This is a genomic window from Streptomyces maremycinicus (assembly GCF_001184025.1).
GTDB classification, from domain to species: Bacteria; Actinomycetota; Actinomycetes; order Streptomycetales; family Streptomycetaceae; genus Streptomyces; species Streptomyces maremycinicus.
Genome location: NZ_BBYG01000015.1, coordinates 16240 through 31238, shown reverse-complemented (window position 1 = coordinate 31238; position 14999 = coordinate 16240). Strand labels below are relative to the sequence as shown.

Sequence of the window (14999 nt, the reverse complement as noted above, 5' to 3'; positions counted from 1 at the left end):
GCGGATGTTCAGTCCCGAAGGCCCCACCCTGCGCGAACTCGCCGTCCAGGCCCTGTCGTCCGTCGAGCGCGGCTACGACCTCCTGGCGCCGAAGTTCGACCACACGCCCTTCCGCACTCCGGACTCCGTCCTGGACGCGGTCGCCTCGGCGCTGAAGGAGTCCGGCCCGTACGAGGACGGACTCGACCTGTGCTGTGGCACGGGCGCCGGGGTCGAGGTCCTGGCCACGGTGTGCCGGGGGAGCGTGACGGGCGTCGACTTCAGCGCCGGCATGCTGGCCGAGGCGGCCCGGCGGCCCCGCCCGGCCGGCCCCCCGGTGTCCTGGGTGCGCGCGGACGCCCGCGCCCTGCCCTTCGCCGCCGCCTTCGACCTCGTCGTCAGCTTCGGGGCGTTCGGGCACTTCCTGCCCCGCGAGCTGCCGGGGCTGTTCGCCCGGGTGCGGACCGCGCTGCGGCCGGGCGGATGCTTCGCGTTCCCCGTCCTGGCCCCGCCGCGGCCGTCGTCACCGGCGTTCTGGATGCTGCTCGGCTTCGACGCCGTGATGCGGGTGCGCAATGCCCTGTGGCGGCCGCCGTTCGTGATGTACTACCGCGCCTTCCGGCTCGGTGAGGTGCGGCGCGAACTGGAGCGTGCCGGGTTCCGCGTGGACCTCCGCGCCCTGCCCGAGTTCGGGACGAGGAGCGACGGAAGCCCACGGGTGCGCCTGGTCGAGGCGCGCCGGACGGACCGCTGACCCGGGGGCCGGGCCGGCACGGACCGGATCACCCGGCCGCGGGGAGGGTGAACGCGTAGACCAGAGCCTCCCGCCCGGTGTCCACCACCAGGTCGGTGATCTCCAGCGGGCGCGCGTACTGGTCGTGCACCTGCCGGGTGACCCGCATCGACGGGTCGTCGTCGAGACGCGTGATGCAGTCCCGGTGGTGCAGGGTCAGGCCCGCCCGTCGCATCCAGTCGTAGGCCCGCCGCAGCTCCGCGGAGGCGTCGGAGCCCGCCCGGTCGCGGTAGCGGCCCAGTTCCTCCACCTCGGCCAGGGCCACCGCGGAGAAGGAGGTGACGGCCGTACGCAGACCGCGTCCGTCGGCGCGGGCCGACTCGTAGCGGTGCACCAGCGTCGGCCGGTGCGGGGCGAGCCCGAGCGCCTCGGCGTGCCCGGGCGGGGGTGCCTCCCAGCTGACGGCGGCGCGGGCCACCGCCGACGGATCGTCCGCGGGCCGTGCGCCCACGGGGAAGGCGAGGAACGACGGGCTGCCGAGCGGCTCGGCGGGCAGGGCGGCGTGGCTGCCCCGGCGGTCGGTCTCGACCAGCCCCTCGCCGCGCAGGACCTCCAAGGCCTGCCGTACGGTCTGCCTGCTGACGCCGAAGTGTCCGGCCAGCCGCCGCTCGGCCGGCAGCCGTTCGCCGGGGGCGATGGTGCCGTCGCGCAGCTCGGCGAGCAGCCGCGTGGCGATCCGCCGGTACAGCGGCGGGTCCTCGTCGGACGGGTGGACGTGAGGGGTGATGGGGGTGGTGCTGCGGGCCATGCCGCGCGCCTCCTGTGGGTGACGTGCCGTGGTCGTGCGGACTCGGTGCGCCACCAGATCTAGCATTGGTCTAAACCAGCTGGGAAGGGCGGACCGCCCGATCGGCCGAAACCGACCCGCCCCCCCGGCCCTCCCCGACCCTCCTCGGCCGTCCCCGCGTCCGTGCCGCGCCCGGGTTCAGAGCGCGCTGTACAGGGCGTCCACCAACGCCGTCTTCCGGGGGTCGTCGGCGATGCGCGGCCCCATGCGGTTCATCACGTATCCCAGCGACACTCCCGCCTCCGGGTCGGCGAGCCCGCAGGAGCCGCCGAAGCCGTCATGTCCGAAAGCGCGCGGGTTCGGTCCGTACGATCCGTGCGGGCCGCTGAGCCACAGTCCGAGCCCGAGTTCCGTGTCGTGTCCGAGACCCGCCCCCAGCACCAGGTCCCGGCAGGCCCCCTGTCCCTCGCGCACCCGCTCGGCCGCCTCGGCGGAGAGGAACCGGCGCCCGCCGTACACGCCCCGGCCCGCGAGGATCCCGTAGAGCGCGGCCACCGCCCGCGCGGTGCCGTGGCCGTTCGCCGCCGGGATCTCGGCGGCCCGCCACGGGGCCGAGTTCGCCTCGCCCGCGCCCACCACCGGGTTGGTCAGGGCGGCGACGGCCGCGGGTGCCGACCGGCGGAAGACCGCCGCCTGTTCATCGGCCGGGGCGACCGGCGGACGCACCAGCACGGCCGCCCGCCCGGCCTCCTTCTCCGGCAGCCCGATCGTGAAGTCGACGCCGAGCGGACCGGTCACCTCCCGCTCCAGGAAGGCCCCCGGCAACAGCCCCGACACCCGCCGCACCACCTCTCCGACCAGGAAGCCGTAGGTGAACGCGTGATAGCCGGACCGGGTACCCGGCTCCCACCAGGGCTCCGTGGCCGCGAGGCGCGCGGTGGTGAACTCCCAGTCGTAGAGCTGCCCGAGCGAGTGCGGCTCGCGCAGCCCGGCCAGGCCCGCGCGGTGCGACAGCAGATGCCGGACCGGTATCCGCTCCTTGCCCGCCGCGCCGAACTCCGGCCAGTACGCGGCCACCGGGGCGTCGAGGTCCAGCAGCCCCCGGTCGGCGAGGAGGTGCGCGCACAGCGCCGTCGGGCCCTTCGACGTGGACCACACGTTGACCAGGGTGTCCCGCTCCCAGGCGCGGGTGCGTGCCGCGTCGGCCCAGCCGCCCCACAGATCCGCCACCGTGACCCCGTCGACCGTGACGCTCACCGCGGCGCCCAGCTCGTCCCGGTCGCGGAAGTTCTCCTCGAAGGCCGCGCGCACCGCCGCGAACCGCGGGTCGCAGTGGCCGTGGATCTCTGGCACGTGCTCGGACATGGGGCCTCCGTGGTCCGCCGGAACCCCGGACCGCTGCGGTGCGGCCCGGGCACCGTGAACGTACCGACTGGTCGGACTGGAGGGAAGTGCGCCGGACGGGCCGCAGGTCACAGGAGGAACGTCCGCCCCGTCGGCTCCTGGTGTCCCTCGGCCGTGTGCCAGTAGTCCCGCGACTCGACCACCAGCCCGGCCTCGTCGAAGCGGACGAGCACACAGCCCGCCAGCGTGCCGGCCGCCCCTTCCTCCCGCGCCAGCACCCGGAACTCGGCCACCGCGACCCGGTCCGCGCCCACCACCGGGGGTGAGAACCGCACGTCGGTCACCCGCTCCGCCGCGAACGACCAGCGCAGATAGGCCTCCAGCTCGGCCCGCCCCCGGTGCGGCGCGCGGAACGGCATCGACCGGTGGACGCAGCCCTCGGCGTACAGCTCCAGCAGCGCGGGCACGTCGTGCGAGGCCCAGGCCCGCTCCCACACCCCGACGAACCGCTCGGCGGCGGCACGCGTGTCCATCCGCCCGCCCTCAGACGTACGACCGCAGCCAGCGCAGCTTGGCGGCCTCCTGGTAGGGGCCGCCGCCCTCGTGGTCGTTGAAGTCGTACACCTCGATCTCCTTGTCCTCGTGCGCCCACGCGTTGAAGGCGGCGAACACGGTCGACGGCGGGCAGGTCTGGTCCTCCAGGGCCGCCGAGAACAGAGCGGGGGCCGAACCCCGGGACGCGAAGTGCACACCGTCGAAGTACGCCAGGGTGCTCAGCGCGCCCTGGGAGCGGCCGCGGTGCGTCTTGAGGAACAGGCCGATCTCGCGGTACGGGTGACGGTCCGTCAGAACGGCGGCGCGCGGGAAGTCGCACAGGAACGGCACGTCCGGGGCGATGCCCGCGAGATCCGGGACCAGGCCGCCGACGGCGATCGTGATGCCGCCGCCCTGGCTCGCGCCGACCGCCACGGTCCGGGCCGCGTCCGTCAGCGGGTGCGAGCGGGCCGCCTCGACCGCGCGCACCGCGTCCGTGAACACACGCCGGTAGTAGTAGTTCTCCGGGGCGTCGATGCCCCGTGTCATGAAGCCGGGGTAGGAGGGCGCGCCGCCCACCGGGTCGGCCGTGCCGCCTCCACCGCCCCAGGCGCTGCCCTGGCCGCGGGTGTCCATGATGAAGTGCGCGCGGCCAGTCGACGCCCACAGCAGGTGCTCGTGCGGCAGCCCGCGTCCACCGCCGTAGCCGACGAACTCCACCACGAGGGGCAGCGGTTCCCCGGCCCCGGCGGGCAGTGTCAGCCAGCCCTTGACGGGGTGCCCGCCGAACCCGGCGAACGTCACGTCGTACACCTGGACCGTGGTCAGGCCCGTGTCGACCGGCTCGAACCGCGCGTCCAGGTCGTGCTCGCGGGCTTCCTGGAGGGTCTTCGACCAGAACGCGTCGAAGTCCTCGGGCTCGGTGGACGCGCTGCGGTAGGTACGGAGCTCGTCGTCGGCCAGGTCGAACAGGGGCATGAAGGACCGCCTTTTGTTAAGTGCCCATACGAATGATCACACCGTACGTGGGCACCGGGAGGCCTCGCCAGACCCTGGTCAGGAGCTTCCGGCGGGCCTGCGGGCAGACGTGAGGCGGGACCTTCAGACGGACGTGAGCGGACCTTCAGGCGGACCTGCGGCGGGTCCACTCGGGTTCCGTGCGGGCCCACTCCCGCTCCCATTCGCCCAGCCGGTGGCGCATCGCGACCCGGCGGACCACGGCGTGTCCGAGCAGCACCACCACGGCGGTGCCGCCCGCCGCGCACGCGCCCATGGTGAGGGCGTGCTGCCACACGAGGGTGTCGTTCGGCGGGGGCGCGACGTTGCGGCCCCGCGCGTCGAACCACACGTTCACCCGGTCGCCCGCGCGCGTGCCCGCCGGGACCCGGGCGGTGGTCGTCCGCGCGGGTTCGCCCGGCGGGGTCCACTTCACGGTCACCGGGAAGGTCTGCTGCCGGACGCCCTCGACCGAGGGCATGGTCTCGGGGATGTGGCCGACGACCTCGACCCGCACGCGATGGCGCTCGGCCTGCTGGCGGTCCGCGACCGCCTGGGCGTCGGCATGCGCCCACCGGCCGGCGAGGATGCCGACCAGCGGTACGGCGACCAGCAGCAGCACGGCCACGGCCAGCGCCGTCCACGCCTCCACCACGTCGGACCGGCGCCGCAGCGGGTTGTCCCGCCCGCGCCGACCACGCACCCGGTCTCGCATGTCGACCTCCTCGCCGTCACGCGTACGAGTGCCCACATGAGCGTCATGCCCCGTTCGGAGTACATCGTTTCACGCATCGTTCACCTCGGCCCCTCGGCAGCCCGTGGCCGCGGGGACGGGTGGGGGAGAGGTGCTCCGGTGAGGGGGCCGGACCGGGTCAGCCGAAGCGCTCGATCCTGATGCGGTCGACCGGCTGTCCCGCCCGGACCAGCAGCCGCGAGGCGTGCTCGGCGAAGGCGTTCGAGCCGCACACGTACGCCTCCCAGCCACCCTCCGGCTCCTCGGCGAGCAGCGACGCGAGGTGATGGGCCGCGAGCCGCCCCACGGGCACGCCCTCCGGCGCGCTCCGCGTGTACACGGGCAGCGTCTCGGCGCCGTACTCCCGCGCGTAGATCAGCTCCTCGGGGCCGCGCGCGGACACCAGCAGCCGCAGCGGCACGTCGAGGCCGCGGGCCCGGTGGTGGCGGACCATCGACATCAGCGGGACGACCCCGGAGCCCGCGCCGATCAGCAGCGCGGGCCGGTCGCCGGGCCAGGCGAAGAAGCCGCTGAGCGGACCCCGCACCTGGACCTCGTCACCGGGCTCGGCCCGGGTGTGGAACCACCCCGAGACCTCACCGCCGTCCACGTGGTCCAGGGTCAGCTCGACATGACCGTCGTCGTCCGGCGCGGAGGCGATCGAGTAGTGCCGTTGCGCGGTGTAGCCGTCGTCGGCGGTCAGCCGCAGCATCAGGTGCTGGCCGGGCAGATGTCCCGCCCAGGCCGGCACCGCGAACCGGAAGGTGGACGCGCGCGGGGTCTCGCGGCGGATCTCGGTGAGTGTCGCGGTCTGCCACAGGGCGGCGGCCCGGTTGCTCACGGCGATCCGGCCGGGGACCGCGAACCGGGTCGGGGGAGTGAAGGTCTCAGTCACCGGCGTACCTCTGCTCCTCCCACGGGTTGCCCCGGCCGTGATAGCCGTTCTGCTCCCAGAAGCCCGGCTCGTCGTGGTCGAGGAGCCGCAGGCCCGCGATCCACTTGGCGCTCTTCCAGAAGTACAGGTGCGGCACCAGCAGCCGCGCCGGGCCGCCGTGCTCGGCCGCCAGGGGCTTGTCGTCGTACTCCCAGACGATCCACGCCCGGCCGCCGGTCAGGTCGGCCAGGGGCAGGTTGGTGGTGTAGCCGGTGTGGGCGTACGCGACGGCGTGGGTCGCGGCCGCGTCCGGCCGGACGGCCGCGAGGAACGCGTCCAGGGACACGCCCGCGAACCGCACCCCGAACTTGGACCAGCTGGTCACACAGTGGATGTCGCCCTCGTACGCGGACTCCGGCAGCGCGTGCGCCTCGTCCCAGTCCCAGGTGCGGGGCGCGGCGACCAGCCCGTCGACGCGGAAGGTCCAGTCCGCGGGCGCGAGGTCCGGGGTGACCTCGGCGGACAGCACGGGCCAGTCGTCCCCGGCGTCGTACTGGCCGGGGGGCAGGCCCGGACGGTGGGCGCGGGGGCGGCCGGTGAAGCCTCGGGTGACATTCATGCGGTTCCAGCGTGAGGGCGGCGGTTGCTTACGCATTCAACCGTACGTGCATGTCAGCCGTGCTCCGCACCCCGTCCGCCCCTCGATCATTAAGCCCGTATGAACAGTCCCGTGAACGGGGAATAGCCGCCCGGCCCCGGCCCTTGCACGTGTCGTTCCGGACCCAGCGCTCCAGCGGTCCGGTGCCAGCGAAGGAGAGTGGGAGCAATGCCGAAGGCGTACGTCTTCACCCGGTACGGAGGCCCGGAGACCGAGGCCCTCGTCGACCTGGACCGCCCCCGACCCGGGCCCGGCGAGGTGCTGGTCGCGGTGCGGGCGGCGGGTGTGAACCCCGTCGACTGGAAGCAGCGCACGGGCTACCGGCGCCCCGGCGAGAGCGGCGAGCGCGCCTTCCCCGCCGTCCTGGGCAACGAGGTGGCGGGCGTCGTCGAGGAGACCGGCGAGGCGGTCACCGGGTTCGCGCCCGGCGACGAGGTGTTCGGCACCGCGGTCGCGGGCGGCTACGCCGAGTACGCCCTCCTCGCGGCCGGCATCACCGCGCACAAGCCCGCCCCACTGTCCTTCGCCGACGCCGCGACCCTCCCCGTGGCCGCGGCGACCGCCTACGACGGAGTGCGGCAGCTGGCCCTGCCGGCCGGGGCGACGCTGCTGGTCACCGGCGCGGGCGGCGGAGTCGGCGTCGCCGTCGTACAGATCGCCCGGGCGGGCGGGGTGCGGGTCGTGGGCGTCGCGAGCGAGGGCAAGAAGGACTTCCTCGAGTCACTGGGCGCCGTGCACGTGCCGTCCGGCCCGGACTGGGTCGAAGGGGTGCGCCTGGCCGCCCCGAAGGGTGTCGACGGCGTCTACGACCTCGTCGGCGGAGAGGTGCTGCACGAAGCGGCCGGCCTGGTGCGGGACCGCTCCCGGCTGATCACCGCCGGCGCCCCGGCCGAGGAGGTCGAGCGGCTCGGCGGCGCCCGGGTGGCCCGCGCCCGCGACGCGGCCGTGCTGCGGGCGGTGGCCGACCTGGTCGTCGGCGGCGACCTGGACCCGCACGTCACCCTCACGTTCCCGCTGGAGCGGGCGGGCGAGGCACTGCGCGAGGTCGAGAGCGGCCACGCCCGCGGCAAGGTCGTCCTGGAGATCGGAGCGCGCGCATGACCACCACCGAGCCCTCCCGGGTCCCGGGTGCCACGGCGGCGACGGCCGGTCGTCCGGCCGGCGCACCGGGGGACCGCGGCCTCCCCGAGCCGCGCGGCGCCGAGCCCCGGCACGTCCTCGACAACCCCGCGCTCGCCTCCCTCACCGGCCCGCACGCGCACTTCGCCGAGCGCCGGGGGCGGGTCCTGCGCTACCCCGTCGACGTGTCGCCCTGGCTGGCACTCCCGGACGAGCCGGACGCCGACGACTGGGCGGATCTCGCGGCCCTCGCCGGCCCCGGCGCGGAGGTCCCGCTGCCCGGCTTCCGCGGGGAACTCCCGGCCGGGTGGGAACTCACCCTCCAGGTCGAGGGCGTGCAGTTCGTCGACGACGGACTGGCCGCCGCACCCGAGCCCGAGGCGGTCCGGCTCGGTGCCGCCGACGTGCCCGAGATCCTCGACCTGATCGCCCGCACCCAGCCGGGGCCGTTCGAGGCCCGGACCATCGAACTCGGCACCTATCTGGGCATCCGACGGGACGGCGCGCTGATCGCCATGGCCGGTGAGCGTCTGCATCCGCCGGGCTGGACCGAGATCAGCGCGGTCTGCACCGATCCCGCGTTCCGGGGCGAGGGCCTGGCGACCCGGCTGATCCTGGCCGTCGCCCACGGCATCCGCGAACGCGGGGAGACGCCCTTCCTGCACACGAGCGCGGGCAATACCGACGCCATCCGTCTCTACGAGTCGCTGGGCTTCCGGCTGCGCCGCCGGACGGCGTTCCTGGCGGCCCGGGTGCCGGACCGGCTGGGTGAGGGACGGGCGCCGGTCCCGGTCGCGTAGCGGAGCGGCCCAGGCCGGGCCGGGGTCAGGGGGCCGCCGGGGGCCCCGGTTCGCTCCCGGCGGCGGGCCCGGGCCACGCGTTGTAGCGCACCAGGTACTCCGCGAAGCGCTCCAGGTCCGCCGCGGGCCACCGCGCCAGCCGTTCCCGGAAGGCCGTGCGGCGGCTCTCGGTGACCTGGGCCAGGATGCGGCGGCCCGCGTCGGTGAGGTGCAGGACCTGGACGCGGTGGTCCTCGGAGTCCTGGCGCCGCTCGATCAGGGCGGCGCGCTCCAGGGCGCCGACCTGGCGGCTGACCGTGGACTTGTCCAGGGCGTAGTGCGCGGCGAGGTCGGTGGCCCGGCACCCGCCGCTCTCCTCCAGGTGGCCGAGGAGCGTGTAGGACACCAGTGACAGCTCGGGGTGCAGCCGCCCCGCCGAGGCGCGGGCCCTCCGGGCGAAGCTCGTCATCTCCCGCTGGATCGTCTCCACGGCCTCGGTTGCTTCCACCGGTCCTCCCTCACGCCTCACCACGTCTCACCGTCCGGTTGCAGAGTACAACTCGGACATCGGGGGCCCGGCCGGGCAGCGGCGTCCGACCGGAGCGGCAACCGGTCCTTGGGGTAGGGTGGCCGTCCGGCTGCGGAGGATCCCAGTCGCGCGAGACCGAGGAGGTGAGACCCATTACCGCAGTGTCAGGTCGGGTGCTCTCCTCTGACAGCGTGGATCGCCGCCGGTAGGCGACCGTGAGAGCGCCCTTCGGCTTCCGAAAGGCTCCTCGGCTTCATGCCCCCTCGATCTCCCGCCCCTTCGCCCTCGCCCGCCACCCCCTCGCGGTCACCCTCGCCCTCCTCGCCGGACCTCCCTTCCGCGCCGAGTCCCGCGCCTGCTTCCGCGCTCGTGCCCGAGCCGACTTCGGCGCCGCCCTCGTCCCGTGACGCGTTGGTCGCCGTTCTGCGTGCTGCCGGGTGCGTGTTCGCCGAGGACGAGGCGGAGCTGATCCTCACCGCGGCCCGCACGCCGGACGAGGCCGAGGCCATGGCGGCCCGCCGCGCGGCGGGCCTGCCCCTCGAACACGTCGTCGGCTGGGCCGAGTTCCACGGTCTGCGCATCACCGTCGGGCCGGGCGTCTTCGTGCCCCGCCGCCGCACCGAGTTCCTCGTCGACCAGGCCCTCGCCGCGGTGCCGCACGCGCGGGTCGTCGTCGACCTGTGCTGCGGCTCCGGCGCGGTCGGCGCGGCCCTCGCCGCCCGCCTCGGACCGGTCGAGCTGCATGCCGCGGACATCGACGCGGCGGCGGTGTCCTGCGCCCGCCGGAACATCGCCGCGTACGGCGGGCACGCCCATGCCGGCGACCTGTTCGCGGCGCTCCCCGGACATCTGCGGGGCCGGACGGACATCCTGGCGGCCAACGTGCCCTACGTCCCCAGCGGTGAGGTCCCCCTGCTGCCGGCGGAGGCCCGGGACCACGAGCCGCTCACCGCGCTCGACGGCGGCGGCGACGGATTGGACGTGCTGCGCCGGGTGGTCGCGCAGGCGCCGTCCTGGCTGGCGCCCGGGGGCTGTCTCCTCGTCGAGACCAGCGAGCGTCAGGCCCCGGCCGCCGTCGAGGCGTTCACCCGCGGCGGTCTGACGGTGCGACTGGCGGAGGACGAGGAGCGGTACGCCCACGTGGTGCTCGGCACCAGGGTCAGGTAGCGGCTCCGCTGCGCGTGGGGCCGGGGGAGCGCCGGTCGTCCCCCCGGTTCCACGGGCCGTGTCCCGGACCGTTTCCCGGGCCGTCCCCGTGCCGGTCGCCGCTGTCACGGCGCTCGAACGTGCCCGACAGGACGCGGTCGGCCGTGGTGGTGTCACCCGAGCGGGAGCCGACCACGAGGACGGTGTCGCCCTTCTTCAGCGCGTCGGCCCCCGAACCGGAGGAGCCGTCGGCGGACACCGTCGTGCCGGAGCCCACCGTCCACGTCCACCAGACGCCGTCCTCGCTCCTGACCGTGACCTGGTCGTCGGCCACCTTCGCCACGGTGCCGCGCTGCCAGACGCGGACGACCCAGTCGCCGGTGTCGGGGTCCTTGACGGTCGCCTCGCCGTGCGCCGCGTCCTCGCCGGGCCGGAACCCCATGCCACCGTGGGTGTGCCGCCCGCCGGGCCCCTCGGACGAGGACGCGGACGGCGCCGCCGACGGCCGACCGCCACCGTCCCCCGAGGTCGCCGCGTACGCGACGGTGCCGCCGAGCGCCAGGACGGCGACCGTGGTGGCCGCGATGACCGCCCGCCCCCGGGCCGACCGGCGTCGCCACGGCGTGCGCAGGCCGGCGCGGCCCCGTTCCCCGTCGACCGGTCCCGAGAGCAGGTCGACCTGTTCCGGCCCCTCGGGCCTGTCCGGCTGCTGCATCACGGCTCACTCTCCTCGGCCACGACGGCGGCACGACTGCCACGCCTCACTGTGATTGTCCGAGGAGAGCGGTAAGGAAGCGGTAACAAAAGCCTGTGAATCGGGCGCCGCCGACGCTTACTCCGCGGCCCGCGCACGCGCCAGCAGCAGAGCCACGTCGTCGTGGTTGTCGGGGTGGTGCAGCGCGCTCAGCAGCAGGTCGCACACCTCCTCCAGCGGCCGCGTGGGGTCGTCGAGCAGCGCGAGCAGCGCGTCCAGCCGTTCGTCGAGGGAATGGGTGCGGGTCTCCACCAGGCCGTCCGTGTACAGCACGAGCTGGTCGCCGGGGGCGAAGTCGACGTCGGTCGTGGAGAACGGCACCCCGCCCACGCCCAGCGGCGCGCCGGTGGGCAGGTCGAGCAGTTCCGGCGGGCGGCCCGCGCGCAGGTGCACCGGGGGCAGATGGCCGGCGTTGGCGATGCGGCATCTCCCCAGCCGGGGGTCGTGGACGGCGTACACGCAGGTGGCGATGGAGTGGTCCAGGCCCTGGGTGATCCGGTCCAGGTGCTCCAGGAGGACCGCCGGGTCCAGGTCGAGGGAGGCCAGCGTGGTCGTCGCGGTGCGCAGCCGGCCCATCGTCGCGGCGGCGTCGATCCCGCTGCCCATCACGTCACCGACGACGAGCGCCGTCTTGCCGTCGGGCAGCGCGATGACGTCGAACCAGTCGCCGCCGACCTCGGTGGTGGCGCCCGCGGGCTGGTAGCGGGAGGCGACCTCGAGGCCGCCGATGACCGGCGGATGACTCGGCAGCAGGCTGCGCTGGAGGGTGAGCGCCGTGGTGCGGGCGCTCTGGTACCAGCGGGCGTTGTCGATCTGGACGGCCGCCCGGGCCGCCAGCTCACGCGCGAGCAGCAGGTCGTCGCGGCCGAAGGGCAGTGGATTGCGGGTCCGTTTGAGGTCGAGGGCGCCGAGCACCTCGCCCCGCGCGATGAGCGGCACGGCCAGATAGGAGTGCACCCCGGCCCGTGCCAGCAGGTCGGCGGCTTCGGGGGAGTGGGCGATGCGGCCGAGGTCCTCGTCCTTGACCTGGGCCACCATGACGGGCCGGCCCGAGCGGACGCACTCGGTGACGAGCCGGTCGGGCGCGTAGCGGGCCACCTGGCCGGGCTGGTCGGCCGCCCGCAGGGCCTCGGGCTCGTCGGTGGCGCGCACCGCGAGGGCGCGTATCACGGCCGATTCGGCGGGGCCGAGGCTGGTGCGGCGACCCGCCATCACCGCGTCGAGCAGATCCACCGCGGCCACGTCCGCCAGCTCCGGCACGGCCACGTCGGCCAGTTCGAAGGCGGTGCGCTCCAGGTCGAGGGTGGTGCCGATCCGGGTGGAGGCGTCCGCGATCACCGCCAGCCGGCGGCGGGCCGCCTCGGCCTCGACGGCCGCCCGGTGCCGGTCGGTGACGTCGACGACCGACACGGCCACGCCCAGCACCGTGCCGCGGGCGTCCTCCAGGCGGTACAGCGAGAGGGACCAGACGTGGTCCTCGTCCGGGTCGGCGGGGGTACGGCCCACCGTGGACCGGTCCAGGAGCGGCTCGCCGGTGCGCAGCACCTGGCGCATCGCCGCCTCCAGGGCCTCCGCGTCCAGCAGCGGCAGCACCTCGTAGATCGTCCGGCCGAGATGATCGGCGGCCGGAACGCCGTTCATCCGCTCCAGAGCCGGATTGACGGAGACGTACCGCAGGTCGACGTCCAGGACGGCCAGGCCGTTGGGGGACTGCGCGACCATCCGCGTCGACAGCGCCAGGTCCCGTTCGAGACGGCGCACCGTGGACCGGTCGGTGGCGAGCCCCAGGGCGTAGACGTCGCCCCGGTCGTCCATGAGGCGCATGTTGCGGAACTCCACCAACCGGGTGGTGCCGTCCTTGCGCAGGATCGGGAACGCCCCCGCCCAGCTCTCGCCGGTGGCCATGACGTCGGCGAAGAGCTGCACGACCAGGTCGACGTGCCGCTCGTGGACCATCACATGGGCCGCGAACCGCCCCAGCGCCTCGTGGGCCGAGTACCCGAACAGTTCCTCGGCCTGGGGGCTCCACAGGGCGATGCGCCCCTGGGTGTCGAGCACCACAGAGGCCACGTTGAGCACGTCCAGCAGGCCGCTCGGCCCGGTCGGGCCGCCGCCCTCAGCCGCGGACGATCCGGCTCCGCTCATGCCACGCACCGCCTCCGCCTGTCGACGCGGCACGCCGTCCCCCGTGCCGACTCCCCTGTTCTACCGTGCTCAACCCTTTTCTCCCACGCCTGGGGCGCCCTTCTTCATGCTCCTCCAGTACGGCGTCGCGCGCCGTTCTCCTCAAGGTCCGCACCTGTCCATGGAATTGGTCTGTACATGACCATGACGCCGGGCCAGACTGTCCGCCGAGCGCGCCCCACCCCCCATCGACGAGGAGTCCCATGCCCCTGCGTCCTGCCCGCCGTCGTCACACCACGGCCGGCGCCGCCGGCACCGCCGGTACCGCCCGTGCCGCCTTCCTGGCGCTGGCCGTGGCGACGGTCACCGTCCTCTCCGCGGCCCCGCCCGCCGCGGCCGCCGACACCTGGACCGAGGTCGGCTCCGACCGCGCCGATCCGCTGACCGAGAGCCAGGGCCTGACCTCGGTCGAGGTCCCGGCGGGCAGCGCCAACCGGTACACCGGCATCGGCACCATCCCGTTCTCCGTCTCCACCCGGGGCTGGAACCACGTCGGCGACCCCGACGCCTCCTACAGCGGCTATTACGTCGAGCCGTACCAGAGCGACTCGAACAACGCGAAGATGTACCGCGTGCAGGCTCCCGGCGGCGCGTGGTCGGAGTACGTCCACGCGCTCGGCTCCGGTGAGGCGCTGAACAACTCGTGGGCCGCGATCACCCCGAACAGCCAGTGGATGCTGTCCGGCGAGTGGGGCACCATGACCCGGTTCCTGGTCTTCCCGACACCCGGCGCGAACTCCTCCACCTCGCCCTCGGCGAACCTGCCGCAGGTGTCGACCGTCCGGCTCGACCACGCGGTGCGCGACGTCCAGGGCTGCGACTTCACCGGCCCGACCACCCTGCTGTGCGCCTCGGACGACCCGGCGGGCACCCTCTTCGGCATCACCAAGCCCCTGCTCCAGATCGACCTGTCCGCCGAGCCCGACGGCACCTCCGACGTCACCGGCCATGTCACCGCGCTGCGCCAGCTGCCGCTGCGCAGCTCCTGCTCGGGCACGTTCGAGGCCGAGGGCATCGACTACGACCGCCGTTCCGGCACCCTGCGGGTGATCGTCGTCTCGCCCGGGTTCTGCGTGCTGACCGACAGCAAGACCTACAAGTTCACCCGGGGCTGACCGGAACCACCGGAGCCGCCCGGAGCTGACCGGAACCACCGGAGCCGCCCCGGGGCTGACCGGAACCACCGGAGCCGCCCGGAGCTGACCGGAACCACCGGAGCCGCCCCGGGGCTGACCGGAACCACCCGGGCCGACGGGGGCCGACCCGGGCCGGTAGGGGCCTCGGTGCGGCCTCCGGCGCACCTCCCGTCGCTGGTCCCACTCGAGAAGTGGTGCTTTTCTGGGGATGTGACGAGGTTCGCGGGGAACCCGCACTTCCGCGCCACATCCCACGAGAGGAGCGATCACGATGGATCGCGAACGACCGCACGAGGAGTCCGTCTCCGTCGAGATCAGCGGATGCAGCAAGGAGGACGCCCGCATCGTCTTCGACGCGCTGGGCGAGTGCTTCGTGTCGGACCGCGGCAGCGGCGAGGCACCGCAGCAACTGCACGAGACCCGTCCCATGGTGTGGCTCGGCACCTTCGAGGTGACCGAGGCGCACGACTGTGCCCGGCCGGCCCGGCTGTCGTCCTCCGTGGAGGCCGACGCGCAGGGCAGCTACTGGGCGATCGAGCGGCTCCGTACGACGCTGGACTCGGTCTTCGCCGTGCGCGACCTCTCCTCGGCCTCCGGGGACCAGGAGCGGGAGCTGCACGTCCTGCTGGAGAGCCGGTGAGGTCCGGTACGGCGACGTCGCGGTGACCTGCGGCACATGATGCCGATGCTGTTGTGCAACTAGTTGCACAACCC

16 protein-coding genes are annotated in these 14999 nt (G+C 74.4%); 6 read left to right on the top strand and 10 right to left on the bottom strand.

Annotation, left to right across the window (positions count from 1 at the left end; translation table 11 throughout):
* The first annotated feature begins 4 nt into the window (after positions 1-4).
* Entirely contained in the window at positions 5-733 is a 729-nt protein-coding gene (locus tag AOQ37_RS20905) for a class I SAM-dependent methyltransferase (RefSeq protein WP_062646126.1), read from the top strand.
* A gap of 28 nt (positions 734-761) precedes the next feature.
* Here the strand turns inward: AOQ37_RS20905 and AOQ37_RS20900 are convergent, their stop codons facing one another.
* The 7 genes from AOQ37_RS20900 to AOQ37_RS20870 form a co-directional block, all read right to left on the bottom strand.
* The gene (locus AOQ37_RS20900) at positions 762-1520 is read right to left on the bottom strand and encodes a GntR family transcriptional regulator (RefSeq protein ID WP_062646125.1); all 759 of its coding nucleotides are present in this window, start codon (positions 1518-1520) and stop codon (positions 762-764) included.
* A 177-nt stretch (positions 1521-1697) separates the two neighbouring features.
* Positions 1698-2864: a serine hydrolase domain-containing protein gene (locus AOQ37_RS20895; protein WP_062646124.1), complete on the bottom strand. Its 1167-nt coding sequence runs from the start codon at positions 2862-2864 to the stop codon at positions 1698-1700.
* 107 nt (positions 2865-2971) lie between these two features.
* Positions 2972-3376 (bottom strand): nuclear transport factor 2 family protein, encoded by a 405-nt coding sequence (locus AOQ37_RS20890; RefSeq protein WP_062646123.1) that lies wholly within the window; start codon positions 3374-3376, stop codon positions 2972-2974.
* 10 nt (positions 3377-3386) lie between these two features.
* Positions 3387-4355 carry an acetylxylan esterase gene (locus AOQ37_RS20885; protein ID WP_062646122.1) on the bottom strand — a complete coding sequence of 323 codons (969 nt, stop codon included), beginning with the start codon at positions 4353-4355 and terminating at the stop codon, positions 3387-3389.
* Positions 4356-4500: 145 nt separating this feature from the next.
* Entirely contained in the window at positions 4501-5088 is a 588-nt protein-coding gene (locus tag AOQ37_RS20880) for an Rv1733c family protein (RefSeq protein ID WP_062646121.1), read from the bottom strand.
* 157 nt (positions 5089-5245) lie between these two features.
* Positions 5246-6001 carry a ferredoxin reductase gene (locus AOQ37_RS20875; protein WP_062646120.1) on the bottom strand — a complete coding sequence of 252 codons (756 nt, stop codon included), beginning with the start codon at positions 5999-6001 and terminating at the stop codon, positions 5246-5248.
* Positions 5994-6599, bottom strand: a complete 606-nt coding sequence (locus AOQ37_RS20870) for a sulfite oxidase-like oxidoreductase (protein WP_062646119.1) — start codon at positions 6597-6599, stop codon at positions 5994-5996. The genes AOQ37_RS20875 and AOQ37_RS20870 overlap by 8 nt, the downstream gene beginning before the upstream one ends.
* A 207-nt stretch (positions 6600-6806) precedes the next feature.
* Between AOQ37_RS20870 and AOQ37_RS20865 the strand changes: the two genes are divergently transcribed.
* A complete protein-coding gene (locus AOQ37_RS20865) occupies positions 6807-7739 on the top strand; it encodes an NADP-dependent oxidoreductase (RefSeq protein WP_062646118.1) in 933 nt (310 codons plus the stop codon).
* Positions 7736-8557, top strand: coding sequence for a GNAT family N-acetyltransferase (locus tag AOQ37_RS20860; RefSeq protein WP_062646117.1), 822 nt, complete (start codon positions 7736-7738; stop codon positions 8555-8557). Before AOQ37_RS20865 ends, AOQ37_RS20860 begins: the two co-directional genes overlap by 4 nt.
* 25 nt (positions 8558-8582) lie before the next feature.
* On the opposite strand, the gene AOQ37_RS20855 is transcribed toward AOQ37_RS20860, so the two are convergent.
* Positions 8583-9044 (bottom strand): MarR family winged helix-turn-helix transcriptional regulator, encoded by a 462-nt coding sequence (locus tag AOQ37_RS20855; protein WP_062646116.1) that lies wholly within the window; start codon positions 9042-9044, stop codon positions 8583-8585.
* A 432-nt stretch (positions 9045-9476) separates the two neighbouring features.
* Between AOQ37_RS20855 and AOQ37_RS20850 the strand changes: the two genes are divergently transcribed.
* Positions 9477-10232: a putative protein N(5)-glutamine methyltransferase gene (locus AOQ37_RS20850; protein ID WP_374701534.1), complete on the top strand. Its 756-nt coding sequence runs from the start codon at positions 9477-9479 to the stop codon at positions 10230-10232.
* Here the strand turns inward: AOQ37_RS20850 and AOQ37_RS20845 are convergent.
* Both AOQ37_RS20845 and AOQ37_RS20840 read right to left on the bottom strand, forming a co-directional pair.
* Positions 10225-10926, bottom strand: coding sequence for a hypothetical protein (locus AOQ37_RS20845; RefSeq protein ID WP_062646114.1), 702 nt, complete (start codon positions 10924-10926; stop codon positions 10225-10227). The two genes, AOQ37_RS20850 and AOQ37_RS20845, sit on opposite strands and share 8 nt — an antisense overlap.
* A 117-nt stretch (positions 10927-11043) precedes the next feature.
* Entirely contained in the window at positions 11044-13110 is a 2067-nt protein-coding gene (locus tag AOQ37_RS20840) for a SpoIIE family protein phosphatase (RefSeq protein WP_062646113.1), read from the bottom strand.
* Between the two features lie 242 nt (positions 13111-13352).
* Here AOQ37_RS20840 and AOQ37_RS20835 point away from each other — a divergent pair, with 242 nt between their 5' ends.
* Both AOQ37_RS20835 and AOQ37_RS20830 read left to right on the top strand, forming a co-directional pair.
* Complete coding sequence (locus tag AOQ37_RS20835; protein ID WP_107085255.1) at positions 13353-14264, top strand: hypothetical protein; 912 nt, start codon at positions 13353-13355, stop codon at positions 14262-14264.
* Between the two features lie 292 nt (positions 14265-14556).
* Positions 14557-14925: a hypothetical protein gene (locus tag AOQ37_RS20830; protein ID WP_062646112.1), complete on the top strand. Its 369-nt coding sequence runs from the start codon at positions 14557-14559 to the stop codon at positions 14923-14925.
* The last annotated feature ends 74 nt before the right edge of the window (positions 14926-14999 follow it).